The organism is Leptotrichia sp. oral taxon 223, assembly GCF_013394795.1.
GTDB lineage: Bacteria > Fusobacteriota > Fusobacteriia > Fusobacteriales > Leptotrichiaceae > Leptotrichia.
The window spans coordinates 401321-426871 of the sequence record NZ_JABXYU010000001.1; the positions used below are offsets into that span (position 1 = coordinate 401321).

Here is a 25551-nt window from a genome sequence, read left to right on the forward strand (position 1 = left end):
TTATACTAGAATTAATTATATAAGTCGTGTATTTTTTGTTCCATTTTAAATAGGATTTTATATAAATTAACTACATTCAATATCAAGCTCCCTTATTTTTTAAAAATATTTTCCTATATTATACACTAAAATCAATTTTATTTCACTATAATTCTAAAGTTTTTTCATATTTTTTATATAACTTGAATTTGTTAATTTCAGTAAAATTAAACTCGAACTTAAAAGTTATAAATATGTACAAAATTATTCAATTTTATCAATTCATACTATTCCCCATTTAAAGAGCAGAAATCAAAAATTCATGAAATTAAAGTCATTTTTTTACATGATTATGCTATATATGACCTATGTAACTATTAAAATATCCTTTAATTAAATTTAATCATTAAGTATCCATCTTAAAGATTTTTATAATTTTATTTATAAATATTATGACTAATAATAGTTTTTTCTTTTTTATTCAATTTTTTTGTAACGTAAGGGCATCAAACGCCATGCCCTTTTTCACAAATAAAAGTTATTTTTACATAAATAAGTTTTAGTTTTATAAAAATTATGGCGAAAGAAATACATTCGTATTTAGTTATTTTTCCTTTAACGAAATTTTGCTTATTTAATATTTTCAAATGATTAAAACATAATTTTTACTTTTTAAACAGATTCTAGTATAAATTAATCCGTCGGAGCATTTTTCTGTGCTGGCAAAACTGTTTGAGCATAGCGAGTTTTTTGTCAGTGCAGAAAAATGTCGTAGACTAGCCATAGGTTGTAGGATTTGCGGCAATGAGCAATCCTACGAAAATAAAAAAGAAAAAATATAGTAATATGAAAAAATATTTATTAATAAAATGTCCAAAAAATAATAAAAAATAATTTAGTTGAATGATTATGAATTAATTATCAAACAACTCTATTATAAAAATTTATTCCTATTTTCAAAAAGGGTTTAGTATGATAACTTATAAAATATATTAAAATAAAACTTTTAACGAAAAAATTAACAAACAAAAAACAGCCCTGAAAAACAGAGCTATTTTTATAATCTTTCTTTTTTATAACAGTTCTTTTAATGTTTTACCACATAAGCAATAGTATAAATTAAACCTATAACCATCAACACTGCAGCAACAAGCATAAAAAATCCACTTATTATTATTGAACAAACATTCATAAAATTACGATTTTTTTGATTTTTTATGCATAAAACAGATAACACGAAAGAACATAGAATACACAAGGCATTTACTGCACCAAACATATGTGCTATTACATAATTTACCTTAAATATTGACATAATTTGACTTAAAATAGGTACTGCGCTCATAATTAATGCTATTCTGCTAGCCATTAAATGTTGTTTTTTATCTGCAAAAACATCATCGCTTAATTTTTTTATTAGTTCCATTTTCATAATAATCTTCCTCTCATCTATTAAATTTTTTATATTTATTTTATATTCCCTTCCTTTCCTACACTCATATATTACCACATCAACCTTACAACAACATTCTCCTTACTTTACATTTACCTTACTTTTTTGAAAAATAAAAAATTAAAATTAATTTATATGGTATAATAAATTATATAATTTTAAGCATCAACGGAAGGAGAGTTGAAATGATTGAAAAATATTTGACAAATAAATGTATTTTAATTGTTGATGATGAGCAGGAAATTTTAGATATGACTACATCAATTTTAGCTGATTACGGGTATAAAAATATACAGACTGCAAAAAGCGTGAAAGAAACTATGAAATGCGTTGAAGAAAAACAGCCTGATTTAGCGATACTGGATGTTATGCTTCCAGATGGGAATGGTTTTGAATTACTGGAAAAGTTGAGAAAAACCAATAATTATCCAATATTATTTCTTACAGCACGTGGAGAAGATGAGGATAAATTCAAGGGCTTTGGATTGGGGGCGGATGATTATATTGTAAAGCCTTTTTTGCCAAAAGAACTTTTGTTTAGAATTACAGCAATTTTGCGGCGAACTTACAAAAAAGAAAGTCCAATTGTAAATTTAAATGGCTGTCAAATTGATTTTTCACGTGGAGAAATTATAAAAGATAATAAAAATATACCGTTAACTGCAAAGGAATATGAATTATTACAGACTCTTTATCGAAACGCAGGACGTATCGTAACCATTGATACATTGTGTGAAGCTGTATGGGGCGAAAATGCCTATGTTTATACAAATTCACTGATGACACATATAAGACGCATTAGAGAAAAAATTGAGATTAACCCTTCCCATCCTGTGTCATTAATAACAATGAAAGGTTTGGGTTATAAACTAATTGTGGAGGGAAAATGATATGAAAAGCATACTAAAACTAATACGTCGTTTTATAATAACCTTAATATTAAGTTTTGTCCTACTTCTATTATTAAATATTTTTCTATACGGATTATGGATTGTTAAATACGTATCAAAGGAGCCTCCTATGGACTATACGTTTAAAGTAGCAGGTATGTTGAAATTTGAAAATGGTAAATATACTTTGCCTGACGAAATGACTGCTGACTTAAAAAAACAAAATATATGGGCAATCTTGATTGACAACGATTCAAAGAAAGTTATATGGCAAACAGACAATTTACCTGATGATATTCCAAAAGAATACTCAATATCTGATATTGCCATATTTTCACATGCATACATAAAAAATTATCCTGTTTTCACTTCTAAAGTTGAAAATAATTTACTCGTGCTAGGCTATCCTAAAAATAGTTATTGGAAATACCCAGTAGCCAACTGGAAATACGGACTTGTTAAAAATATTCCAAAATTTTTACTTATACTTTTTTGTCTAAACATAATTTTTGTATTTTTAATATACATTATTTCCAACTCTAAACTTTTAAGTTCTGTAAATCCAATAATAAAAGGCATACAAAATTTGGATAAAGATACGCCTGTACATGTTAAAGAAAAAGGCGTTTTATCAGAACTTGCAAAAAGTATAAATAAAACTTCTGAAATTTTGCAAAATCAAAGGGAACAATTGCGAAATAAAGACACGGCACGAGCCAACTGGATTGCAGGAGTTTCCCACGATATTCGTACTCCACTATCAATGATAATGGGCTATACAAGTCAATTGAAAACATCTTTAAATTTATCAGATGAAACGGATAAAAAGCTTTCTGTCATTTTGAAACAAAGTGAGCGTATAAAAAATTTAATAAATGATTTGAATCTTGCTTCAAAATTAGAATATAATATGCAGCCTTTTGAGCAGAAAAAAGAAAATCTAGTAGCAGTCGTTAGGCAAGTTGTCGTTGATTTTTTGAATATGGATATCGATGAAAAATTTCCGATAGAGTGGAAGACAAAAAATGAACTTGTATCTTGCTTTGCCAATATCGACAGTAATTTGATAAAACGAGCTCTAGCGAACTTAATTCAAAATAGCATCAATCACAACGAAAATGGATGCACAATTTATATCTCGGTAAAAGAAGATGAAAAAAATTGCATAATTTGTGTTGAAGATAATGGAACAGGAGTTTCTGATAAAGAGCTGGAAAAACTCAATAATGCCCCACATTATATGGTTTGTGATAAAAATACGACAGAACAGCGGCACGGTTTAGGACTTCTCATTGTAAAACAGATTATTGATGTCCATAATGGTAAAATTATGATGAAACATAGTGAATATGGGGGATTTAAAGTCATTTTACACATTCCAAAATTAAAATAGGACTGTTATATCTAGTTTTTTTAAATAAAAATTAAATAAATTAAAAAATTGTCTAATTGTTTCAATAAAGAAATAACTAGACAATTTATAAAAATATTTTTATCAATTAATGATTATTACTATTTTGTAGCTTTGAATTCGATTCTTCTGTTTTCAAATCTTCCTTCAGCAGTATCATTTGGAGCAATTGGTTCAGATTCTCCTCTTGATTCTACACCTATGATTCTTGCAGGATCTAATCCAAATTCTATCAGTTTATCTCTAACCGCTACTGCCCTTCTCATACCTAAAGCCATGTTATAAGCATCAGAACCTTTAGAGTCTGTATGTCCTATAATTGTCAATTTGAAGTCATGTTGTTCAGCATAGTCTTTAACGTTTCTCAATAATTCAAAGTATTGAGGTTTAACTACTGATTTATCAAAATCGAAGTTTAATCTTCCAGAATCGAATGCCCAAACTTGTGGTTCTGGAGCTGGTTCTGGTTCTGGAATTGGTTCTGGAGCTGGTTCTTCTAACTCAAGAGCATTAATTCTAATTGTATTCTCTCTCATTTGAGTAGTTGTCAGCCTTCTTGCCATTAATGGTGAAGCAACTAACAACCCTAATGCAATTATTATTGTTGTTGTTGTTGTTGTTCGTCTAACCATGTTTCAGCCTCTCTTTCTAACGATCTGTATTTTTGGCTACCTGGATTTGGTTTATTTTCTTTTAAATAATCTTCTATATGGTTCAATCTAGTTGTGTTATAATCTACTAATTTTGCGTTTGTACAAGACAAAGCTCCTAATCCTACGAATAATAATGCTAACTTTTTCATATTTTTCATTTCCTTTCTAAACATCCAATTTTATTTTTTTCTCTCTTTAACTTTTAGTTCATTCTATTTTGAATAGTATCTAATCTTTGTTCCATTTGATCTAACATTTCGTTTGTTTTATGGAATTTTTCAATGTTGCTGTTGATTTGATCTACTCTTTTTCTAATTCTTTGAATTTCTACGTCCATCATTTTACTTTCAGACATATTTTTTCTTTGAGCTCTTAAATCTTTTGTTCTTGTTTTTCTTTGTTGAGCCGCTTCTTTTGCTTTTTCTGCTCTTTCTTTTGCTTGCGCTCTAGCAGCTTCTATTTTTTGACGTGCATCTTGACTCACACCTGTAGGTTCAGCCACTTCTTCAACTGGAACTACTACCACTTCTTCTACAACGTCGCCTTTTGCTGCTTGTTTAGCTTGTTGCGCTTGTCTTTGCTTAGCTACTTTAACTAATCTTTGCACAGCGGCATCAGTATTTGTTGGAGCTGAAAATGATACTTGACTCATCGCTAACACCATTACAGCTACTAATCCTAATATTTTTTTCATTGATTTTCCTTTCTTGAATATAATATTTATAAAAAATATTGTCCTTCAAAATAACTAAATTTTTAATTCTTTAAACTTTATTTAGTTGTTCTTCTATATTTTTTTGGAGCATTTTTAACGCCATCTCTTCCAAGAACGCTGTCAAATTCTCCTAATTCTTTTTCTTCTCTTTGTACACTTCTTACTACTCTTTCATAGAAGTCTACTCTATCTGCTGCTTTAGCTGCGTTGTATTCTAATTTTTCAATTGGAGATTTTCTTTTAACTACTTCTTTTTCTTCTACAACACCATCGTCATCAATTGTAACTAATTTTTCAGTTGTCATTTTTGGTTCTTTAGGTGTTTTTAAACTTTTGTAGTAATCATCTCTAGCTTGTCTTAATATTTCTTGTGGAGAAGCTGCCATCATAGGCACAGATAATACTGCCACTATTCCACACAATAATAATTTTTTTGCTTTCATCTCTTAATTACCATTCCTTTCAATTAATTCATTACTGATAATAATGTATCCAATTCTGCAATTTTTTGTTCTTTTGCTGCAATAGATTTGTTTATGTTTTTATAAAGAGTTTCGGAATTATTCAGTATTTTTTTATATTTATCTCTGTGCCATCTAACTTCTGAATCCACTCTTAATTTTTCTAATAATTTTTCTCTGTCAGCTTGTTTAGATTTTAAATCTTCAACTTCAGCTTCCAATTGTGCTTTTTGTTGTCTATAGCTTTCTTTTTGCGCTTCTTCTTTTCTCATTAATTCATTGAATTGGTTTTCAATTGAATTTAAGCTGCTTTCTAAGCTCTTTTTTTCAGCAGAGAAACCTATTGACGAAACCATCATTATTCCAACTAAAAAGAATATTGTCTTTTTCATTCGATTTTCCTCCTAATTATTTAATTCCATAACAATAAATGAATATGAAATCACTATTAAATCACTTACCTATCATCACTTATTTATTATTATACCAAATTATATAAAAAAATACAATTAATTTTTCAAATAAAATACAAAAATTTTCTTTTTTTATATTCTAAGCCTAAATAAAATCAGTAAATACAGCTTTCTTCCATAATATTGTTTTTAAATATTTTTTAATTTTTCAAAAATTTCTTCTGCTGATTTAACATTTTCAATTTGTTCAACCAATTCTTCTTCATAAGATAATTTTGAAATTTCAGCCAATAAATCTAAATGTTCTTTTTTTGTTTCTTCTGGAGCTGCAATCATAAAGATTAACTTTGAAGGTTCTCCATCCATACTTTCAAAATCTACACCTTCACTCGAAATTCCCAACGCAAGGGAAATTTTTGTTACAAGAGGTGTTCTCGCATGAGGAATCGCTATGCCGTCCTGCATTCCAGTTGGTGTCAGTTTTTCCCTTTCATTTATTTCTCTTACAAATTCTTCCAGATTTTCTGAATCAAGCACTCCGCTTTTTACAAATAACTGTGCCACTTCTTTAATGATTTCAATCTTCGTTTTTCCTTCTAAATTCAATTTTACCCTTTCAGGCGCTAAATATTCTAGTATTTTCATATTTTTATACAGGACAAATCCCGTAATCTCCTTTCTAAAATTTTTCCCATCTTGTGAGAATATCCTCTATTACTTCATTTTCAGACATTTCTGACAAATTATAAGTAATATATTTTTTTTCTTTTTTAAACCAGGTCATTTGCCTTTTTGCATACCTTCTGCTTTCCTTTTTTATTTCTTCAATTGCTTCTTTCAACATCATTTTTTCATCAAAACAGGAAAACAATTCCTTGTAGCCTATTGAAGATATTTTGAAAAGGCTTTTCTTATACTTATTATATACTTTTTTTGCTTCTTCGACAAGCCCTTTTGAAATCATAATGTCCACACGCTTGTTAATCCGCTCATAAAGTTCCTTTCTATCCCGTGTAAGAAATATTTTAAGAAATTCATAATTATTATTCTTGACATTTTGAACACGCAATTCGCTAAACTTTCCGCCAGTCAAAAGACAGACTTCAATAGCCCTGACTAACCGTAATTTATTGGATAAATCAATTTCATCATAGGACTTTTTATCCAGGCTTTTTAAAATTTCCTGTAATTTTTCAATACTTTTACTTTCCAGCTCAGCCCTGATTTCTTCATCCTTTGAAGGCAATTTTGCAAATCCATCTGTAATTGATTTTATATAAAGTCCTGTTCCACCTGCGATAATGACATTTTTCTCCTTTTTTTCACAATTTCTATTCAAAATATTGTTTACAGCCTTTTCAAAGTCTCCCACAGAATAATCTTCGTCAGGGTTTACAAGATCCATCATATAATGTGGTATTCCCTGCATTTCCTCATGAGTTACCTTTGCTGTTCCAATATCCAGTTCCTTATAAACCTGAGATACATCCGCCGATATAATCACTGCATTTAGCCGCTTTGCAAGTTTTATTGACAAATCCGTTTTTCCTACTCCTGTTGCGCCTGCAATGACAATCCCTTTTAATTTTTTTTGCATTTTCTAATTTTTTATCCTCCCTATTATAAGTAAACCACATTTTTCTTTTTTTGCAAATATTTTTATAAAAATTTATTACTAAATCACATATTCAAATTCATATCCAGCAATAATTATAATATCCCCTTCTTCAACACCTGCATTTTCAAGCTCTGTTTCCATTCCAAGGCTTCTCATCTTCTGAAGGAAATTTATTATTCCCTCTTCTCCGATAAATACATATTTCTTAAGCACATCATCCACAATCCGTCCATCCACTTCAAATACATTATCCGCTGTTTTCTTGACAATCCAGTCATCTTTCCTATTATTTTCCTGAATCAGTTCTTCCACAGAATGAACTTCTTCCAGCTCTTCCCTAGGTATTTCCTGAACTAACTCCCACGCCTTTGATAGGACCGGCTTTAATCCATCATTTGCGATTACGGAAACTGGATACACGTATTCTGCTCCGTTTTCCTTCACAAATTTTTCAAATTCATCATATTTTTCATCTTCATACAGCATATCAATCTTGTTAGCCACAACAATTTGAGGCTTAGTTGCCAATTTTTCACTATAATTTTTTAATTCGTGATTTATTTTTACAAAATCTTCCTTAGGATCACGTCCATCCAGCCCTGAAATATCCACAATGTGAATAATCAGTTTACATCTTTCAATATGCTTTAAAAATCTATCTCCAAGTCCCACTCCCTCGTGAGCCCCTTCAATAAGTCCTGGCACATCAGCCACTACAAAACTTTCCTCATCTCCCATTCTGACAACTCCCAATTTAGGCTTTAATGTTGTAAAATGGTAACTTGCAACTTTTGATCTGGCAGCCGACACCTTGTTAATGAAACTTGATTTTCCGACGCTTGGATAACCTACAAGAGCCACATCAGCAAGCAGCTTTAATTCCATCTTTATTTTTAATTCTGTTCCTTCACGCCCACTTTCTGCTATTCTTGGAGCTTTTTTCACTGATGACTTAAAATGAATATTTCCACGTCCGCCATCTCCACCTTTCAAAAATATTACTTTTTCATTTGGATTGTCCAGATCAAGCAGCAGCTTATTTGTTTCAAAATCCCTGATCATCGTTCCAACTGGAACTTTTATAATCAAGTCTTCTCCTGATTTTCCAGTAGAACGTGCGGCAGAGCCTTTTGTACCATCCTGTGCCTTAAATTTTTTACTGCTCTTAAAATCCACAAGCGTGTTAATATTTGGATCAGCAATAAAGACAATATCTCCGCCTTTTCCGCCATCTCCGCCGTCAGGCCCTCCAAACTGCACAAATTTTTCACGTCTGAATGTAGCCGCTCCATCTCCTCCATTTCCAGAAATTACCGTAATCACACTTTCATCTATAAACATTTCATCATCCTTTTCTTTTATACTTCTTTTTTTATTCGCTTATAAAATTACTTAAACCCGTTATTTACTTTTTGTTCTGCTTGTTGCCGCCGCCTTTTTCTCCCTTCTGTAATTCCATGGCTCCACATACCCTCTTTTTCCAAACAGCCCAAGTCTATTCTTTTTGGCATTTTCCTGATAGGCCTGCATTCTAGCATCATTTTTATCGTATTCCTGATACCACCACGCATTTCCAGTTTTTACCATTTCCTCATTTATATTTTTCCCGTCAGCATAGACTACAGCCACCGTTCTGCCGTATCTATCCCTGTTTTTCTCCTCAATTTCAAGCACCTTTCCACTTACCATCTTTTCCAGCGCCTGCTTGCTTTCATTACCATAATCCTGCGTCTTTTCAGGAGCATCAATTCCAAACATCCTGATTTTTATAACTTCTCCAGCAAACTTTCCATTTTCCACTTTCTGAACATTCATAGTATCGCCATCGCTGACTTTTATAGCCTGATAACCTTTCAGAATAGCTGGATTCTGCACAGTTTTAGCATTTGAAGAGTTATTTTTTTTACTTCTTGTAGCCGTATTTTTCTTGGAATGGCTTGTTGCTGATCTTTTCTTGCTCGAGTTTGAATTTGCTCCATTGTATGCAAATCCAAATATTGCCAATAACACTGTAATTATTGCGGCAATTAGTTTTTTGTTTCCATTTTTTGAACGTCTTTTAGTTCTTTTTCTTCTCGCTGTCATCTATTTTCCCTTTACTTTTTATTTTTCCAACGCCTGTTTAAAATCTTCAATCAAATCATCAGTATTTTCAAATCCAACCGCAATTCTTATTAATGAATTTGTAACTCCTCTCGCTTCCTTTTCTTCTTCGGGCATTTCTGCATGAGTTATCGTACTCGGATGAGTTACCAGTGTTTCTGCTCCACCAAGACTTGCCGCAAACAATGCCACATTCAGGCTTTCAAAAAACGTTTTTACTTTTGAATCGTCCTTTAAAGTGAATGAAAATACTGATCCTCCGCCTGCTGCCTGACTTTCATGAATTTTTTTACCTTTATTTGTATCCAAAGTCGGATAGTAAATTTTATCAACTGCATCATGGCTTTGAAAAAATTCTATCAGTTTTTCAGTATTCTTTTGTGCCGCTTCCACTCTAAGTTTCAATGTTTTAAGACTTCTCATCAAAAGCCAGCTGTCAAATGGAGAAATTAAAGCTCCAGCCGCAACCTGTGAAAATTTAATTTTTTCCGCAAGTCCATCATCATTTGTAATCGCAACCCCAGCCAGCAGATCATGGTGCCCAGACAAAAACTTAGTTGCACTGTGAACTACAATGTCAATTCCAAAATCAAGCGGTTTTTGCAAGTATGGCGTCATAAAAGTGTTGTCTGCAATTGTTATCAGGTTATGCTGTTTTGCAATTTCTACGACTCCTCTAATATCTGTAACATCAAGCAATGGATTTGACGGAGTTTCGATAAAAATGGCCTTTGTATTTTCCTTAATCGCATTTCGGATATTATCCAAGTCCGTTGTATCAACGAAAGTATATTCTACTCCAAATTTTGAATAAATATCGTGAACAATCCTATAAGTTCCGCCATAAATATCCTGTCCCAAAATAACATGATCTCCAGCCGAAAACATTGTAAATACAGATGTTATAGTTGCCATTCCCGATGAAAAGGCGTATCCATACTTTCCATTTTCCAATGCCGCAAGTATTTCTTCCAGTTCACTTCTCGTAGGTGCCGAAACTCTTGAATATTCAAATTCCTGCGTCACTCCAAATTCTGCAACAGGAAAAGTTGAGGCAAAATTAACATTCGTTCCCCATAATTCCTTCTTTTTTTCTTTTCTTATCCCATGTATCGTTTTTGTTTCAAATCTCATAACAATCTCACACTCCTTTTTTTCTCTTTTTATTTTTAACAACTTATATTTCAATATTCTAATTCCAAACATTTATTTTTTATTTTACATATCTATTTTATTCAAACTATACTACAATAATTAAATTCAAAATGTCGTGATTTTTTTGGAATGAAAACGACTAAACACATTTATGTGTTTCTTTCGCCAGAACCTTCATAGCAAATATATTTTAGAGAGTTGTTCTAATCTTTATTTGCGAAAGTGAGTGTTAGCGAGTTTCGTTTTCGTAGTAATTCAGGTTTATCTAAATAATAAAGTTCAGACTACTTTCCCAAATTTTATTTGGGAATATTTCAAAAAAATGCTTAGACGAGTCAGGGATAGTGCGTAGCACTTTCGCTATTCTCTTTAATATGTCATTATTTAAATATGTTAAAATAACTGTTATTGCGAAATAAAGGGAAATGGCGATTGATTTCCCTTGCTTTAAAAAAAAGAAAAAGCATAAAACTAAAGAAAAAAACAATTATTAATTAAAATGTTCCAAAATAAAATCTTAATTAAAGTGTTCAAAGAGAAATTTTTAAAATAAATTATCAAATAAATCTATAAATTTTTTATAATAATTTATGTGGTATTTTTATTATTTTCTCATAGGCAATTCTCTTTTCACCAACATCAGGCTCCTTATCCAAATAAATCACGCCGCAATAACTGAATCCATTTTTTTCAAGGAATTTTTTCATTGGTTCATTATTTTCATGTGTGTCTGTTTTTATACTGAGTATTTTATTTTTTATGCACTCTTTTTCCGAAAATTCCAATATTTTTGTTGCAATTCCCTTATTTTTTATTTCAGAATCGACTGCCAGCCTGTGGATTACGATATAATCATCGTTTGTTATCCATTTTCCTTCGATTTTAGAATATGATTCTTCCTTTTCAGGCGACAAAACAATCGTTCCGATAATTTTTTTAAAAATCTGATTTTCAGATTTATTGTCCTTTTCAGCAATTTCTTCCAAAACATAACTAAACTCATTTTTTATATCGTTTTCAACGACTTCTCTATTGGGATAGCCTTTTTGCCATTGATCCAGCCCTAACTTCTTCAATTCAACTTTTGCTTTTTCAATAATTTCTAAAATTTTATCCACATCATCGTAAGTCGATTTTCTAAAATTCACAAAGGTTCCTCCCTTCTGCAATTAAAATTTCTTTTATCAAATTTATATCTGCCAGTCAATTTCCTCTTTCCCCAGCTCTTTCAAAATGTCATTAGCTTTCTTAAAATGCCCACATCCAAAAAATCCACGGCTTGCAGACAACGGGCTTGGATGAACACTTTCCAAAATGTAGTGCTTGTTTGTATCGATAAAGGCTTTCTTGCTTTTGGCATTATTTCCCCAAAGTATAAAAATTATTGGTTCTTCACGATTATTCAAATATTTTATCACATTATCTGTAAAAATTTCCCAGCCTATTTTTGAATGTGAGTTGGCATTTCCAGCAACCACGGTAAGTGCTGTATTTAAAAGTAGCACTCCCTGTTTTGCCCAGCTTTCAAGAAACCCATTTTTACTCATTTTATAGCCAAATTCATTTTCAATTTCCTTATAAATATTCTTTAAGGAAGGTGGCAAGGCAACTCCCCGCTTTACAGAAAATGCCAGTCCATGTGCCTGATTTTCGCCATGATATGGATCCTGCCCTAGAATTACAACTTTGCAGTCCTTATAGCTTGTCAGCTTAAACGCAGAAAAAATTTCATATTTATCTGGATAAATCGTTTTTGTTTTATATTCTTTTACTAAAAATTTTCTTAAATTTAAGTAATAGTCTTTTTCAAATTCCTTTTCTTTCTCAAAAATTTCATCCCAGTCATTTCCGATATTAACCATTTTCCAATTATTCCTTTCCTTAAAAATTATTTTATTTTGTACTCAAAACCTTTTTAACTTACAAAAGAATTATAAAATCTTTCACTGTTCATTTTTATTAAGTACAATTGAAGCAATTACAGCCGCATCTAATCTTTAAACTGTATGTTTATCCTTTCTTTCCCAATTTCAAGATGAACCATTTCCACCTGTGCATTTTCAAAAATCCTTCTCGAAGCCTTTGTTGAATCAAGCGACTTATGCTTATCAGAAAAGTATATCACTTTTTTTATTCCCGACTGGACAATCGCCTTCGCACACTCATTGCAAGGAAAATGTGTCACATAAATAATACAATTTTTGAGCGATTTTATACTATTAAGAATAGCATTCAGCTCAGCATGCACAACATAAGGATATTTCGTTTCCAAAAACTCCCCTTCTTTACCCCAAGGCATACTGTCATCCGAACTTCCCATCGGAAATCCGTTATATCCGATTCCTATTATTTTCTTATCTTCATCTATGATACATGCTCCGACCTGTGTAGACGGATCCTTGCTTCTCATTCCAGACAAAAATGCAATTCCCATAAAATATTCATCCCACGATAAATAATTTTCTCTTTTAGACATTTTTATACCTCGCTTTCTAAAATATCCAATATTTTAAAAATATTACTTCCAATACTTACATTTTCAGGTTCTTCAATCCTTAAATATTTTTCAATTGATTCTTTCATTATAAATTTTTCAGCAATTTTAACCTTTTCCTTTTTATTCTTAGATTTATTATCAATTTTCAAAATCATTTCAATATTTTCATTATTCTTTATCAATTTATATTTATTTTTTTGAATAAATTTCTTTATATCTTCTAAAAATATTCTATCTTTCTCTTCTCTTTTAAATTTATCCAAATCAATCACATAAATGATTTCATAATCAGAGTTTCTATTTTGATTTTTAAATTTATTTATTTTCTGTTTAATCTGTTTTTCTTTTTTATTATAATTATATTTCCCATCAAGAATAATCCACTCTAATTTAATTTCTTTCTTCAATTTTTCAGATTCCACATAATACTTGACAATTTTATCAACATATATTTTATCTGAATTTCCCTCAACCAAAAATAGCCACAGTTTCATAATTCCCCCTTAACCCTCCTCTTCAGATGTATCAAATATTTCAAAAAAATCATAATATTCAATATTATATGGCATATTTGGTAACATCCCCTCCAAATACTGCTTTCTTGGAGAATAATTTCCATTTTTTATCCAAGGCTTTATTTCCTGATATTCAGTTATAAAATCTATCGAATTTTTATATTTTTTTAAAGTATCCAAAATACTTGTATTATGAGCCGTAAACGTAAACTGTCCTTTCCCATTTTCAGCAAAAAACTCAATTAACCTATTCAAATATAAATCATGAATACTCATATCTATTTCATCAACAAATACAATTCCACCATTATTAATCGTATCCAAAACATCAAATAATCTAAACAGTGATTTCATTCCCATACTTTCATATTCAAAATTTATCTTATAATCCTTGTAGTTGAAAACATATTCAATTTCATAATAATTTTCATCAAAATCTTTCTTTTCAAACTCTATTTTATTTAGTTCAGGATTAAATAATTTTAAAAATCTTTCTTTTCTTTCTAGACTTTTATTCAAATTTTCAATTTCTTCTTTTGTTCTAAATAAGATATTTCTCTTTTTAGCTTCTTGATTTACATAATCAACATATATTTTATCAAGCCAATTTTGATTTTCAAAATTGATATAAACCATTTTATAATGACTGTCTTCCAAATGAGTAAATACATTAATTTTTAAATACAATACATATAAATATATAAATTCAAATTTTTCAGATTTTAGTTCATTTGTTCCCTCTTTTTCAATGTTCTTTTCAGCATTATCAATAATCAGTTTTATTATACTTTTTCTATCCAGTAAATTCATTGATAACTTTTCTATTTCATCTAAATTTTTAAAATAATTTGACTTCTCTTTGTTTATCTTTCCATTTTCTATAATTAATGTTTTTAATATCTCTTTTCTATCTAGCTTTTTTTTATTTATTATTTCCTTTGTAATAATAATTTTCCCATTTTTTATTTTTAAATTTATTGAATGTTCAAAAATATGTTTTTTATTATTTTTATCAATAATCAAAAATTCAGAAGACAAATAACACTCTTTCAGCTTCTTATTTATTATTTCATTTAACAAACTACTTTTTAAAATCAAATAGTCACTGTCTAATACAATATTTCTCAAAATTTCAATTCCCTTTATAATAGCAGTCTTCCCAATTCCATTTCTTCCAAAAATTCCCTTAACATTATAATTTTCCCTGTTAAACTTCCGAATATCCTGCTTATAAAAACTAATTGCAATTTTTTTTTCAATATTTTTTATTCCATTTAATTTAAATTCTAAAAGATAAAAATCCATCTTAAACCTCTCCTTTTACAAAATATACATTTTGTATATTTTAGTATAAAAAAGTAAAGAAATCAATACCTTTATCTGATATTTTTTAATAATCAGTTACTTAACAACCACTTTCTTCTTAATATCTAAAAATTGTATTTCCAGCTTATCTTCCCTGCTAAGTTCAATCCCTCTCTTGACAATTTTCCCATTTTTTCGAGTTATCGTATACCCTTGTTTTAAAATATCACTTACAGAATATTTAGATAGCTGCGCTTTTTTGTATTTCAGTTCATTTTTTCGATTCTCAAAAAATTCCAGCATTATCTGATTTAATTCAGCTGATTTTTTCTTTAAATTTTCTTTTTCACTTAAAATTATTTTTTGTAAATTAATTCTATCAAATCTCTGTTTTCGGTAATCCAGCTGTTCCCTTGACTTTTGTACAATTCTTCTAAGTTCTCTTGATAATTTCTGTTCCTTTTCCATCAAGTCAAATTTTTTATTGTCCAGAATATTTGCAAAATTCTTTATATAGTAGTTATTTTTTCTGTATTCCAGCTCTTTTTTCATCATTGCAACCCTGTTTAAAAGTAATTTACTCAAAAGATTCCTTTTACTTTCCAGTTCATCTGTCAATTTTTCTTTTTCAGGAATCAGGATTTCTGCCGCCTGAGTTGGTGTAGCCGCCCGTTTATCAGCGACTAAATCTGAAAGAAGATTGTCAATTTCATGTCCTACCGCTGAAATTACAGGAATTTCCGATTTATAAATGGCTTCTATCACAGCTTCCTCATTAAATGCCCACAAATCCTCAATACTTCCTCCGCCACGTCCAACAACAAGCGTATCTATTTTAAGCTGTTTTTCTTCATTCATTCTATTAAAAAACTCAATCCCTGCTGAAACTTCCTGTGCAGCCCCTTCTCCCTGAACTTTTGCAGGATAAAGGTAAATATTCACATTTGGAAATCTTTTATGCGTCGTGTTTATAATATCTCTTATCGCAGCTCCTGTATCAGCCGTTACAACTCCAATATTTATCGGTAATTTAGGTAACTGTTTTTTTATTTTATCAGAAAAATATCCCTTTTCAAAATACATTTTTTTAAGCATTTCCATTTTTTCATAAAGCAGCCCTAAAGAATTGCTCTTTTCAAGAAAATCCGCCACAATCTGATAACTTCCATTCGCCTCATAAAGCGTAACGCTCCCACGGATTTTTACCGAATCCCCTTCCTTCAAGTCCTCAGGCACTCCTCTATACTTATAACGAAAAATAGCGCATTTTACGCTTGCACTTGCATCTTTTAACGTAAAATACAAATGTCCCGAACGATAATACGTAATATTAGAAAGTTCCCCTTCAATAAAAATATTCTTAAAGGTATTTGTCCCTTCCAGAAACAATTTAACTTCCCTATTTATCTCACTTACGGAAAATACTGTCTGTTCCATAATTTCCCTCATTTCTTGCATTTTTTGTTCTTTAATAATAACATATTTTAGTATATTTCTCAACTGATGAAAATGTTTTATAAAAAAATTTAGAGGGTATGAACATCATAATCTCATACCCGCTTTTTCTAGTTATTCTTCCTCAACCACAACTTCCACATCCTTTTTCCTGAATCCCATTCCAATTTTCACAATTTCCTTATAACCTTCATATTTTAACCCTTCAAAATAATTCCTGTCATTTATTTGCTTCAAGGCACTTTTCGCAGTTCTCTTCAAATTTTTGCTATCTTTTGCTCTCGAATACTTAAATTCAAATATAAATGCTTTTTTATTTTTATCTTTTGGCTTTAATACCAAATCAGGAATTCCATCTCCACTTTCCATATTTGATTTGACAAGATAATTTTCTGACATTATCGAAACTAGCCCAATTACAAACAGATGATAAGAATTTTCTTCCTTCAAGTCCCTAAAACTTATCGCATTTTTTAAAAGTTCCCTTATTTCCAATCTAAATTTTTCATAATTTCCATTAATCAAATGCTCTCCAAGTCCATAAAATCTGTAATGTCCCCGATACGTTCTATACAAAAATCTGATTCTGAAAAAATCAAACAGTTCCTCATTTGGAATTTTCAAGTCGTAAACATTTCTTCCAAGTTTCTTTTCAACGGTTAAATATCCGCTATGCAAGAAAAATTGCCAAATATTCGCATGTCCGAAGTCATTCATAAAATAATCCTGCTCAATTTCATAATTTCTCCCATTTTCCCTAACTTCAAATCCATAATTGTTTTTATTTAAGTTCAAGGCATAGTCTATATCCTGAAACGTCACAAAATCATAAATTTCCTTCCTTATGCTCTTATGGCTAAGCAATTCCTCCAGTTCAAAAATAATTTTCTCGTCTGAATTTTCCAAATAATTCATAATTTCATCATTACTTGAAGTATTTACCCAATGGGCTTTTAAATCCCTGTATTTCAAAAAATTAATAATTGACCATGGATTATACACATTTATATCTCCAAACAAATATCCATTGTACCAATTTTTTACTTCATCTAGTTCAAAATCTAAATTATAATATTTTAAAGCATTTTCAACATCATTTTCCAAGATTCCAAAATATTCATTATATTTTTTTTCTAATATGGTATGAACTTCCAAATTATTAAGCCCAGAAAAAATTCCTTCTTTAGCAATTCGTAAAATTCCCGTTATTACCGTGATTTCTGCATAATCATTTCCTTTTACTGCCTTTTCAAAGAAAGTCTTGAAAAAATTTATCACATTATTATAATAGCCGTTTGCATGTGCCTTTATTATTGGTTTATCATATTCATCAATTAGTAAAACAACTTTCTTGCCATAGTATTCAAACAAATATCTCGACAAGTTTGATAAGGCACGGCTGTAATTACCTTCCTTTTTTTTAAGCCATATATTATCAAAATCCATTAAATCACTTTTTTCTAGTTTTTCCCGCAAAAATCTGAATTCATTGTATAAGGATTTTATTTCCTCTTTTATACTGTTGAAACCATTTTCCCAGTTTGTTTCCTTAAAATCCTTAAAACTGATAAAAATAACTGGATTCTGTCCTTGTCTATCAAAATATTCACTTTTAGAAATTTCTAGATTTTCAAAAAGTTTTTTATTTTCATCTTTATTTTTCACATCAAAAAAATATTTTAACATCGACATATTAAGCGATTTTCCAAATCGACGTGGCCTTGTAAACAGAATTCTTGTCGTCCCGCTTTCCAAAATTTCTTCAATTAGCCCAGTTTTGTCAAAATAATAGTAATTATTTTGTATCATTACTTCAAAATTGTCAATTCCAACTGGCAAATTTTTCTTTTTTTCTATTTTCTCATTTTTTCCCTTTTTAATCATATCCCCTCAATTCCTCTCTTTTTTATTATTAACCACATTATATTTATATTTTGAAGAAAAGTCAAATAATATTAAAAAAATTATGAAAAAAGAACAGCAAAACCTAAGTTCCACTGTCCTTTCATTCTTTTTAAGCTTCTAACTCAAACATCTGTTACATTTTCAGGTGTTAAAGTTCTTCACTTTTCCATGATTCTTCGCCCTAGTAAATAGCTCTGAATCCTATTCCACCTCTTACATTATTTCCTTTAGTGTCATATCCTCCATTTACTGTCACTCCAAATCTTGTGTTATCAACTCCGATATTCAAGTCAAATTTACCATTTCCTCTTCTGTCTTCCTTTTCCCCTCTTATTCCAAACCAGTCTGCGCTTGTGTATCTTACTCTTCCTTGGTTGTTCTTGCTTGCCATCTTGCCTAATTCGTTTTCATAGGCGGCTGACAATCCCACTGTCAGGTTTGTTCTCACTGCAAGCGGCTGTACATATCTGAATTCCATTCCGACTTCCGGCTTAACTGAGAAGTAGTCGTTCCCTTTTACTTCCAGTCTCATTTCCCCTCTGTCTTCCTTGATGTCATTGAATCTTCCGTATTCCATCTTCAATGCTCCGTATGGACGTAAATGTGTTCTTTCGCTCATTCTTATGTCATATCCCAAGTCTGTCTTTAATGCCGCACCATAAGAGTTGTAGTCAGATTTTGCCTGGAATATATCGTCTACAACCAGATATTTACGTTTCATATTATTAATTCCAAAGAATACATCTCCGCCGATTGTCCATTGCAATGCTCCATTGTAATCTTTCTTAGGCGACATTGTCTTAAAGATTCCTGCTTTAAGCTGAGTTTGATTTTCTCTTGAATGTCCTATATCCTTAAACTTGAATCTGTTTGTTACAGCTCCTGCATACCATCCGCTTGAGTTACCCATCTTGATTTTTTCATCTTCGTGAACGTAAGCCACACCGTAGGCGTTACTTGTATAGTCTATGATTCCAGCAGTATCAGTGTTGTACTCATCTCTTGCACCAAATACTTTGATCTTGTTGTTTTGCTTAGACGGATTTCTCCAGTCATGTTTCAAGTATCTGAATTCCTTGTCCAGTATGTTTCCAGTTGCATTGATTCTTTGTTGAAGGTTTCCATACTGGTGTCCCATCATTTCGTCGAATGCTTGGTACAGCAATACTTCCTCGTTGTTTCCTATTCCATTTAATTTTTGGAATAATTCACGTTCTCTTGTACCTAAGGCTTCTACGCCATATCTTTGTTCCAGCCCATCTGCAAAATTATACGTGTCTGTACCATTTACAGGTGTTCCTTCATTTCCAGCCCAACTTGTATATGGAATTTTAGCTAGATACAGACTTGTTATTGAATTATTAGTTTTATCCAATGTTGGTGTTGCCATCCATGTCAATGAACCTGAATAAACATTCCATTTTACGTTGTTGTTTTGTAACATAGCTTGCTTATATGGATTTATTATGTTAGGATCATTTACTAAAATATATTTACTATTTGTTACTTCTGTAGCTTCTGTACCAATAATCAAATCTGCTTTATTTGTCAGTTGACCCAATCCATCGATTGATTTCGTATAATCAACACCCGAAGTGTTTACATATAATCCAATGCTGGATGCTGATACAGATATTGGATTTTTTGCCATTGTATTTACAACTACTGGCGTTTGAGGTACACCATTTAAAGTAATTGTGGCAGTTGAGGCTCCCGCAGGCGCATCAATTTTCACTCCTCCTACAACCTTATCTGTTTTTGGTGTCGTAAATTCTTCATGATGCTTAGCACCACCAGATACTGTTATGTTTCCATAGTTAGCCACTGTTGTACCTTTCAGATAGACTCCTGCCCCACTATCAGAATTTATATTAATTGTACCAGTATTTTGAAGTTTTGTATCTTTACCCATATAAATACCGATTGCTCTCGTAGGTGATCCAACTGTTGTTATTGTACCTCTATTTATTGCAGTAGCTCCATTGTCAACATAAATACCTGTAGTGTTGTCTGCACCAAGATTTATTGTGGCTCCTGTATCATTTATAGCCTGACTTCCTGATCCGCTTGCATACATACCTATACTTTCTTTACCATTTACATTGATTGTACCCTTATTTATCACTGTTCCTGTATCTGATGTCTTATATCCAGAAGCCATACCTATTGAAAATAAGTTTTGTTTGCTGTCAGAAGCGCCTACATTGATTGTACCCGTATTTGTTGCTGTACCACCTTTAATACTGTAAACACCGACATTTCCAAGTCCATTTGTCAAATCAATATTTCCACTGTTAGTTACAGTTCCCGCAGAGTAAATTCCGTAGTTTCTATCTCCATTTGTTGTTATATTTGTTGTATTTATAACTTTTCCTGTGGCATCGTTTGAATAAACATATACGTTATCTTTTCCAAGTCCTACATTTGCAATAGTTGAATTTATTTCATTTCCGCTACCTACATTTACAAATCCAAATGAATTTTCTCCTAAATCAAACGCTGTTCCAGTATTTGTTATTTTTTGTCCTGTTCCTGCGCTGTAAACTCCAACAGCTTCTTCAGAGCCAGTCTTTATTGTTCCGCCTGTCAAGTTTACATCTCCACCTTTAGAATAGATACCGATTCCTGCATTTCCAACAGTTATATCACCTGCATTTTCAGAATTGTAACCATATATTCCAATCGAATTATTTCCAGCTTTTACAACCCCAGTATTTTTTATACTAATAGTTGAAACATCTGTAAATATGCCAACACTCGGTGAAGATAAATTAGCAGAATCTCCTATTGTTACTTTTCCGTTGTTAAGTATTTGATAATTTTGTCCCATTCCATAAATACCAACTGACTGATCACCTGATAAATCAACAGTTCCTGAATTTGTTACTCTCGTATCTGTTGTAGCTCCAGTTCCGTTACCGTTATATGTCATACCGATAGCTTTTGCCTGTGTACTCTTTATTGTTCCTGTATTTTTCATTTCTGCTGATGGTGTTGCTGTACTTTCTGAATACAGTCCTGTTGAACCACTTCCAAGATTTATTATTCCATCATTTGTCAATTCTGAATCACCCACTCCATAAAGGGCAGTCGAATTAGTTCCCATATTCATTACGCCAGTTGCTTCATTTTTAATCACACCGTGTTTTGCGTACATTCCTACAGATTTATCACCACTTAAGTTCATAGTTCCTTCATTAGAAAGAGTTACTACAGCTCTATTTGCATCAGCATTTTCCTGTGCCATTCCAACTTGTCCAGCTTTTGTACCTGTCATTGTGTAAGACTGTTTATTGCTAATTTTAGAACTTGAAAGCTCAACTTGGTTATACGCATCTGTAGCATTATCCAAATTTATATCCTGATTTAAATTCAAAAGACCTTTGTACAACATAAATGTTTTTGTTTCCGGATCAATATTTGAAGCGGGATTTAATGTTAATGTTGTTTTTAAACCACTTGCTACTGTATCACTAAGATTCATTGTTGCATTATCTACTATAAATAATCTGGAATCTTTTTCTGTATTTAAAGTTAAATTATTAAATTTATTACTTCCAGTATGGTTAGTTACCCATGTACTTATATCAGCTGAAGTAAATGGAGCGTATGGTGAACTTGCTGTATAAAGAAATGCAGTTCCCCGCTTAGTTGGATCACTTGATCCTTTGATTGTAGCAGTTACTGGACCACTTATAGATACTTTACCAGTTGCCTTAGTTCCATTACCAAAATAGAACAATAATGATTTTTCTCCCGTAACAGCAGTAGAGTTTCCACTACCACCTAAAGAAATGTTTCCATTATCTGATGCAATAAAGTTTACTGCACCATCACTAGCGGTAACATTAAATCCATCCGCTTGTATTGATGAACCACTTCCATCAGAATAAAATCCTACTGACTTATTACCTTTAACATCTATCGTTGCACCATCAGCTGCAGTATTAGTTGATTCTACTAAACCACCATTAGTTGCAATTATACCCGCAGTCCCTTTCTTATCAGCAGTTACTCCACCTTTTATTGTTAATTTTCCAGTATTAGTTATTTTAGATTGATTTGAACTACCAGAACCTTTACCTTTAGCAACAAATCCTATAACTCCATCAACTTCACCTTTAATAGTTCCACTATTTTCTCCAACTGCGTTAACATCACCATCAACCATCATACCAGCATTTCCACCGGTTTTAATATTTACTCCAGCATCGGTACCACTACCATTACTGGCATTTATAACTTTTCCGGCTGTTGAATAAAGTCCTACATTATTATTTCCACTACTTTCTATGTTTACAACACCTCTATTTATAACCTGATCATTTTTGTGTTCTACTCTTAATCCTGTTGAACCGGTTGCTGATCCTTTTATAGTTATTGTCCCACTTGTAGTATTAGTTAATTTTACAGCTTTACTACCTGGATTATTTGTCACATTAGAATACATTCCAAAAGATTCATTTCCAGTAATTTCAATTTTATTATTATTTTCAACCTTAGGAACATAACTTTGGATTGCAAATCCTCCTGATTTATTTCCATTTACATTAATTGTTCCATTATTTTCTAAAACTGTATCGTCGCCTAGCCATATATTTCCGTTTGGAGTTCTTGTACTGCTAGCTGTTAGTCCTACTCCTATAGCATAACTTTGTTGGCCGTTCAAAGTTATTGTACCTTCGTTAATAGCTTTTACATTAAATCCACTTATAACTCCCAATCCAAATCCTGTGGACTGGTCTCCATTCATAGTAATATTACCCCCATTACCATTTATTAAAGTATACATTATGTTATTATCATTTGTAGCACCACTTCCATCTCCACCGAGTGTCCCACCTTCATCAGTAAATATCATTCCAACTTGTTGATTAGCTGTCCCAATAATTGTACCTTTATTTGTTGCTGTAGCTGATATACGCGTATATGGATTAGCATGTCCTGGATTGGACACCTTAGCATCACTATATGGTTGAGGCCAATTCGAACTGACACTGTTATCAGATTGAATTTCTATTCCTGCAGTTTCAGTGGCTAATAAATTTATATTTGCATTACTAGTAAGGTTAAGTAGTCCATGGGGATTTCCATAGAATGAATCTATTGTTACAGCCCTTTTTCTATTGCTATTTATATCCATAGTGACTCCCCCAGCTATTGTGTAATCTCCTTGAGTCACAAATTCAGCCACTGCCTCAGCACGATGTATTGGAGCGGTACCAGCAATTATTGATCTCTTGCGATCATGATCGGATTCTGTATTACTATCCAAAGTATAATGTCCTGCAAGTGAAGTTGGATTTATTTCATTCATAGTATAACTACCATAACCACGTCTTACACCTCCTACTTCATCAGTTCCACCATCATTCCAATAATCTGTCAATGTTACTGTGGTAATCTCCACATTTGAACTCGCTATCGTCGGAACTGTCGGCGTAGGCGGTGTAAACTGTATCGCCTCAGGCACATCCGGTTTCAACGCTGTCGGTGGTGCCAATGTCAAAGGTGCTTTATTTATTGATCTCGGATTAATTCCTGCGTTTACCTCAAATCCTACTATTGGTTCCTTTACCACCTTTGTACTTGCTATCCCATAGTTGCCAGCTGATCCTGTAGCTGATTTTAGACCTCTTGTTTTTGAAAGCAACGAATACTTATCACTATCTGGCGATACAGTTCTTTCATAAACATTTGAACTTCTTTCAAATATCCCTTCATATGGATATTTTTCTTCCTTATCTCCACGTCCTTTGTAGTGTCCGTGCCAGTCGTTATACATATAGTTCATTCCAAACTGCCAGCTGCTCCATGGAGATTTTACAACGTGATCCCCTTGTTCCATTAACTGGATAAGTTCAAGATTTGTATTTTTTAGTAATTTGTCATTTTCTTTTCGTGTTGCTTTGACTTGCTGATGTATTGTCTTAATTGATGTAGAAATTGCCTGCTTTTGGCTTGCAATGCTTGTATTTGCTGAAGCCGAGAACAGATTGCTTGTTACAAAAAGAGTTCCAGTAACTAAAAATGTTATTAACAGGTCTTCTGTATAATGCACATCTTTACATCTTTTTGCATAGGCTCGCAAATCCTGCTTTATTTTTCTGATGCTATTTGTCATTTTAATACATCTCCTTGTAAGAATTTTTTCATGATAATAAAGTTTTAATTCATAAAATTAAAAAATCTCCTTTTTTATATGATTGATATAAAACAAAAAAATAATATTTCAAATATAATAAAATTGCATTAAAACTATATATTCAATATCTCGTATAATCTTAAAGCAATTTTGGATAAGTGATTTTTAGTGATTTAAAATGATTTTTTATTAAAAAATATTATTTGTTTTAATATCCTACATAATTTATATTTTTAAAACTACCTAAACATATTCAAAATAATTTAACTTTTAAACAAAATAACTATTTTTTTAATAAAATGCTAATTATTTCTCATAGATTTTTAAAGACTAGATAAATTTTAAAAATATAATTTTATAAAAATAAGATTTTAGTGAAATCTACTCAAATTTTTTTAGAAGCGAACTGCTAAAAACTAATCAAATCCAGGACTTAATATAGTTTTCGAGTTCAGCTTCAAAGGATTTCACATAACTTTATTACATTACTATTTTACCAAAAAATTTCAAAAAGTCAATTATTTTTTTCTTATTAAATTATTTTTCTATTTTTTTTTTTTTTTTGTTTTTTATTATAAAATTAAAATACAGTTTAATAAAAATACAAGAAAGTTTCTTAAAATATTTAAATTTAGTTTTAAATTAGAATTATATAAATATTTTTACAAAAAAGTTACTTTTTCATTGTGTTACATAATAATTTCCTTATCTTAAATTTTTTTAAAAAAACTCTATTTTTTTTCATTTAGATTAATTTTTTTTGCAAAAAAAAGACTGGAAAAAACCAGCCTTCTCTATAATTTTATAATAGACCTGTTCGACAACCTTGTATAAAGACCAATATCAGGGTATAATAATACTGGTGATGAAAATGATAA

Annotated in this window: 21 protein-coding genes; 2 read left to right on the forward strand and 19 right to left on the reverse strand. The window is 31.1% G+C overall.

From position 1 onward, the window contains the following. Nucleotides 1-1066: 1066 nt before the first annotated feature. Nucleotides 1067-1411 carry a hypothetical protein gene (locus HW275_RS01970; protein WP_068155290.1) on the reverse strand — a complete coding sequence of 115 codons (345 nt, stop codon included), beginning with the start codon at nt 1409-1411 and terminating at the stop codon, nt 1067-1069. A 206-nt stretch (nt 1412-1617) separates the two neighbouring features. Here HW275_RS01970 and HW275_RS01975 point away from each other — a divergent pair, with 206 nt between their 5' ends. After that, a complete protein-coding gene (locus HW275_RS01975) occupies nt 1618-2322 on the forward strand; it encodes a response regulator transcription factor (protein WP_178934688.1) in 705 nt (234 codons plus the stop codon). Between the two features lie 130 nt (nt 2323-2452). Next, a complete protein-coding gene (locus HW275_RS01980) occupies nt 2453-3715 on the forward strand; it encodes a sensor histidine kinase KdpD (RefSeq protein ID WP_255459984.1) in 1263 nt (420 codons plus the stop codon). A gap of 119 nt (nt 3716-3834) precedes the next feature. Here the strand turns inward: HW275_RS01980 and HW275_RS01985 are convergent, their stop codons facing one another. The 18 genes from HW275_RS01985 to HW275_RS02070 all read right to left on the reverse strand — a co-directional run bounded on the left by HW275_RS01985 (nt 3835) and on the right by HW275_RS02070 (nt 24652). Continuing rightward, entirely contained in the window at nt 3835-4365 is a 531-nt protein-coding gene (locus tag HW275_RS01985) for an OmpA family protein (RefSeq protein ID WP_178934692.1), read from the reverse strand. Then, nucleotides 4332-4535, reverse strand: a complete 204-nt coding sequence (locus HW275_RS01990; protein WP_178934694.1) for a hypothetical protein — start codon at nt 4533-4535, stop codon at nt 4332-4334. Before HW275_RS01990 ends, HW275_RS01985 begins: the two co-directional genes overlap by 34 nt. Before the next feature lie 53 nt (nt 4536-4588). Then, on the reverse strand, nt 4589-5080 hold the full coding sequence (locus tag HW275_RS01995; protein ID WP_178934696.1) for a hypothetical protein: 492 nt from the start codon (nt 5078-5080) through the stop codon (nt 4589-4591). A gap of 77 nt (nt 5081-5157) precedes the next feature. Further along, a complete protein-coding gene (locus HW275_RS02000) occupies nt 5158-5511 on the reverse strand; it encodes a hypothetical protein (RefSeq protein ID WP_304181527.1) in 354 nt (117 codons plus the stop codon). A 56-nt stretch (nt 5512-5567) separates the two neighbouring features. Then, nucleotides 5568-5954 carry an adhesion protein FadA gene (locus tag HW275_RS02005; protein WP_026748480.1) on the reverse strand — a complete coding sequence of 129 codons (387 nt, stop codon included), beginning with the start codon at nt 5952-5954 and terminating at the stop codon, nt 5568-5570. A gap of 210 nt (nt 5955-6164) precedes the next feature. Beyond that, nucleotides 6165-6620 (reverse strand): PTS sugar transporter subunit IIA, encoded by a 456-nt coding sequence (locus HW275_RS02010; RefSeq protein WP_178934700.1) that lies wholly within the window; start codon nt 6618-6620, stop codon nt 6165-6167. A gap of 34 nt (nt 6621-6654) precedes the next feature. Continuing rightward, nucleotides 6655-7572, reverse strand: coding sequence for a tRNA (adenosine(37)-N6)-dimethylallyltransferase MiaA (gene miaA / locus HW275_RS02015; RefSeq protein ID WP_178934702.1), 918 nt, complete (start codon nt 7570-7572; stop codon nt 6655-6657). Between the two features lie 78 nt (nt 7573-7650). Then, nucleotides 7651-8934 (reverse strand): GTPase ObgE, encoded by a 1284-nt coding sequence (obgE, locus tag HW275_RS02020; protein WP_155282591.1) that lies wholly within the window; start codon nt 8932-8934, stop codon nt 7651-7653. A 60-nt stretch (nt 8935-8994) separates the two neighbouring features. After that, nucleotides 8995-9678, reverse strand: coding sequence for a thermonuclease family protein (locus tag HW275_RS02025; protein WP_178934704.1), 684 nt, complete (start codon nt 9676-9678; stop codon nt 8995-8997). Nucleotides 9679-9696: 18 nt separating this feature from the next. Beyond that, nucleotides 9697-10830 (reverse strand): PLP-dependent aspartate aminotransferase family protein, encoded by a 1134-nt coding sequence (locus HW275_RS02030; RefSeq protein ID WP_178934706.1) that lies wholly within the window; start codon nt 10828-10830, stop codon nt 9697-9699. Nucleotides 10831-11429: 599 nt separating this feature from the next. Continuing rightward, nucleotides 11430-11999 (reverse strand): GNAT family N-acetyltransferase, encoded by a 570-nt coding sequence (locus HW275_RS02035; RefSeq protein WP_178934708.1) that lies wholly within the window; start codon nt 11997-11999, stop codon nt 11430-11432. 42 nt (nt 12000-12041) lie between these two features. Further along, nucleotides 12042-12713, reverse strand: a complete 672-nt coding sequence (locus tag HW275_RS02040) for a uracil-DNA glycosylase (protein WP_178934710.1) — start codon at nt 12711-12713, stop codon at nt 12042-12044. Nucleotides 12714-12841: 128 nt separating this feature from the next. Continuing rightward, nucleotides 12842-13327, reverse strand: a complete 486-nt coding sequence (locus HW275_RS02045; RefSeq protein ID WP_178934712.1) for a dCMP deaminase family protein — start codon at nt 13325-13327, stop codon at nt 12842-12844. 2 nt (nt 13328-13329) lie between these two features. Beyond that, complete coding sequence (locus tag HW275_RS02050; protein ID WP_026748492.1) at nt 13330-13842, reverse strand: hypothetical protein; 513 nt, start codon at nt 13840-13842, stop codon at nt 13330-13332. Between the two features lie 9 nt (nt 13843-13851). After that, nucleotides 13852-15168, reverse strand: coding sequence for an AAA family ATPase (locus HW275_RS02055; RefSeq protein WP_178934714.1), 1317 nt, complete (start codon nt 15166-15168; stop codon nt 13852-13854). A 96-nt stretch (nt 15169-15264) separates the two neighbouring features. After that, nucleotides 15265-16605 (reverse strand): exodeoxyribonuclease VII large subunit, encoded by a 1341-nt coding sequence (xseA, locus tag HW275_RS02060; RefSeq protein WP_178934716.1) that lies wholly within the window; start codon nt 16603-16605, stop codon nt 15265-15267. Between the two features lie 132 nt (nt 16606-16737). Further along, a complete protein-coding gene (locus HW275_RS02065; RefSeq protein WP_178934718.1) occupies nt 16738-18507 on the reverse strand; it encodes an AAA family ATPase in 1770 nt (589 codons plus the stop codon). A 202-nt stretch (nt 18508-18709) separates the two neighbouring features. Continuing rightward, a complete protein-coding gene (locus HW275_RS02070) occupies nt 18710-24652 on the reverse strand; it encodes an autotransporter-associated N-terminal domain-containing protein (RefSeq protein WP_178934720.1) in 5943 nt (1980 codons plus the stop codon). Nucleotides 24653-25551 lie beyond the last annotated feature (899 nt).

What these genes read in the sequence shown, in the direction of transcription:
- HW275_RS01970 (WP_068155290.1), bottom strand. Translation starts at nt 1,411, where the DNA reads ATGAAAATGGAACTAATAAAAAAATTAAGCGATGATGTTTTTGCAGAT.
- HW275_RS01975 (WP_178934688.1), top strand. Translation starts at nt 1,618, where the DNA reads ATGATTGAAAAATATTTGACAAATAAATGTATTTTAATTGTTGATGAT.
- HW275_RS01980 (WP_255459984.1), top strand. Translation starts at nt 2,453, where the DNA reads ATGGACTATACGTTTAAAGTAGCAGGTATGTTGAAATTTGAAAATGGT.
- HW275_RS01985 (WP_178934692.1), bottom strand. Translation starts at nt 4,365, where the DNA reads ATGGTTAGACGAACAACAACAACAACAACAATAATAATTGCATTAGGG.
- HW275_RS01990 (WP_178934694.1), bottom strand. Translation starts at nt 4,535, where the DNA reads ATGAAAAAGTTAGCATTATTATTCGTAGGATTAGGAGCTTTGTCTTGT.
- HW275_RS01995 (WP_178934696.1), bottom strand. Translation starts at nt 5,080, where the DNA reads ATGAAAAAAATATTAGGATTAGTAGCTGTAATGGTGTTAGCGATGAGT.
- HW275_RS02005 (WP_026748480.1), bottom strand. Translation starts at nt 5,954, where the DNA reads ATGAAAAAGACAATATTCTTTTTAGTTGGAATAATGATGGTTTCGTCA.
- HW275_RS02010 (WP_178934700.1), bottom strand. Translation starts at nt 6,620, where the DNA reads ATGAAAATACTAGAATATTTAGCGCCTGAAAGGGTAAAATTGAATTTA.
- miaA (WP_178934702.1), bottom strand. Translation starts at nt 7,572, where the DNA reads ATGCAAAAAAAATTAAAAGGGATTGTCATTGCAGGCGCAACAGGAGTA.
- obgE (WP_155282591.1), bottom strand. Translation starts at nt 8,934, where the DNA reads ATGTTTATAGATGAAAGTGTGATTACGGTAATTTCTGGAAATGGAGGA.
- HW275_RS02025 (WP_178934704.1), bottom strand. Translation starts at nt 9,678, where the DNA reads ATGACAGCGAGAAGAAAAAGAACTAAAAGACGTTCAAAAAATGGAAAC.
- HW275_RS02030 (WP_178934706.1), bottom strand. Translation starts at nt 10,830, where the DNA reads ATGAGATTTGAAACAAAAACGATACATGGGATAAGAAAAGAAAAAAAG.
- HW275_RS02040 (WP_178934710.1), bottom strand. Translation starts at nt 12,713, where the DNA reads ATGGTTAATATCGGAAATGACTGGGATGAAATTTTTGAGAAAGAAAAG.
- HW275_RS02045 (WP_178934712.1), bottom strand. Translation starts at nt 13,327, where the DNA reads ATGTCTAAAAGAGAAAATTATTTATCGTGGGATGAATATTTTATGGGA.
- HW275_RS02050 (WP_026748492.1), bottom strand. Translation starts at nt 13,842, where the DNA reads ATGAAACTGTGGCTATTTTTGGTTGAGGGAAATTCAGATAAAATATAT.
- HW275_RS02055 (WP_178934714.1), bottom strand. Translation starts at nt 15,168, where the DNA reads ATGGATTTTTATCTTTTAGAATTTAAATTAAATGGAATAAAAAATATT.
- xseA (WP_178934716.1), bottom strand. Translation starts at nt 16,605, where the DNA reads ATGGAACAGACAGTATTTTCCGTAAGTGAGATAAATAGGGAAGTTAAA.
- HW275_RS02065 (WP_178934718.1), bottom strand. Translation starts at nt 18,507, where the DNA reads ATGATTAAAAAGGGAAAAAATGAGAAAATAGAAAAAAAGAAAAATTTG.
- HW275_RS02070 (WP_178934720.1), bottom strand. Translation starts at nt 24,652, where the DNA reads ATGACAAATAGCATCAGAAAAATAAAGCAGGATTTGCGAGCCTATGCA.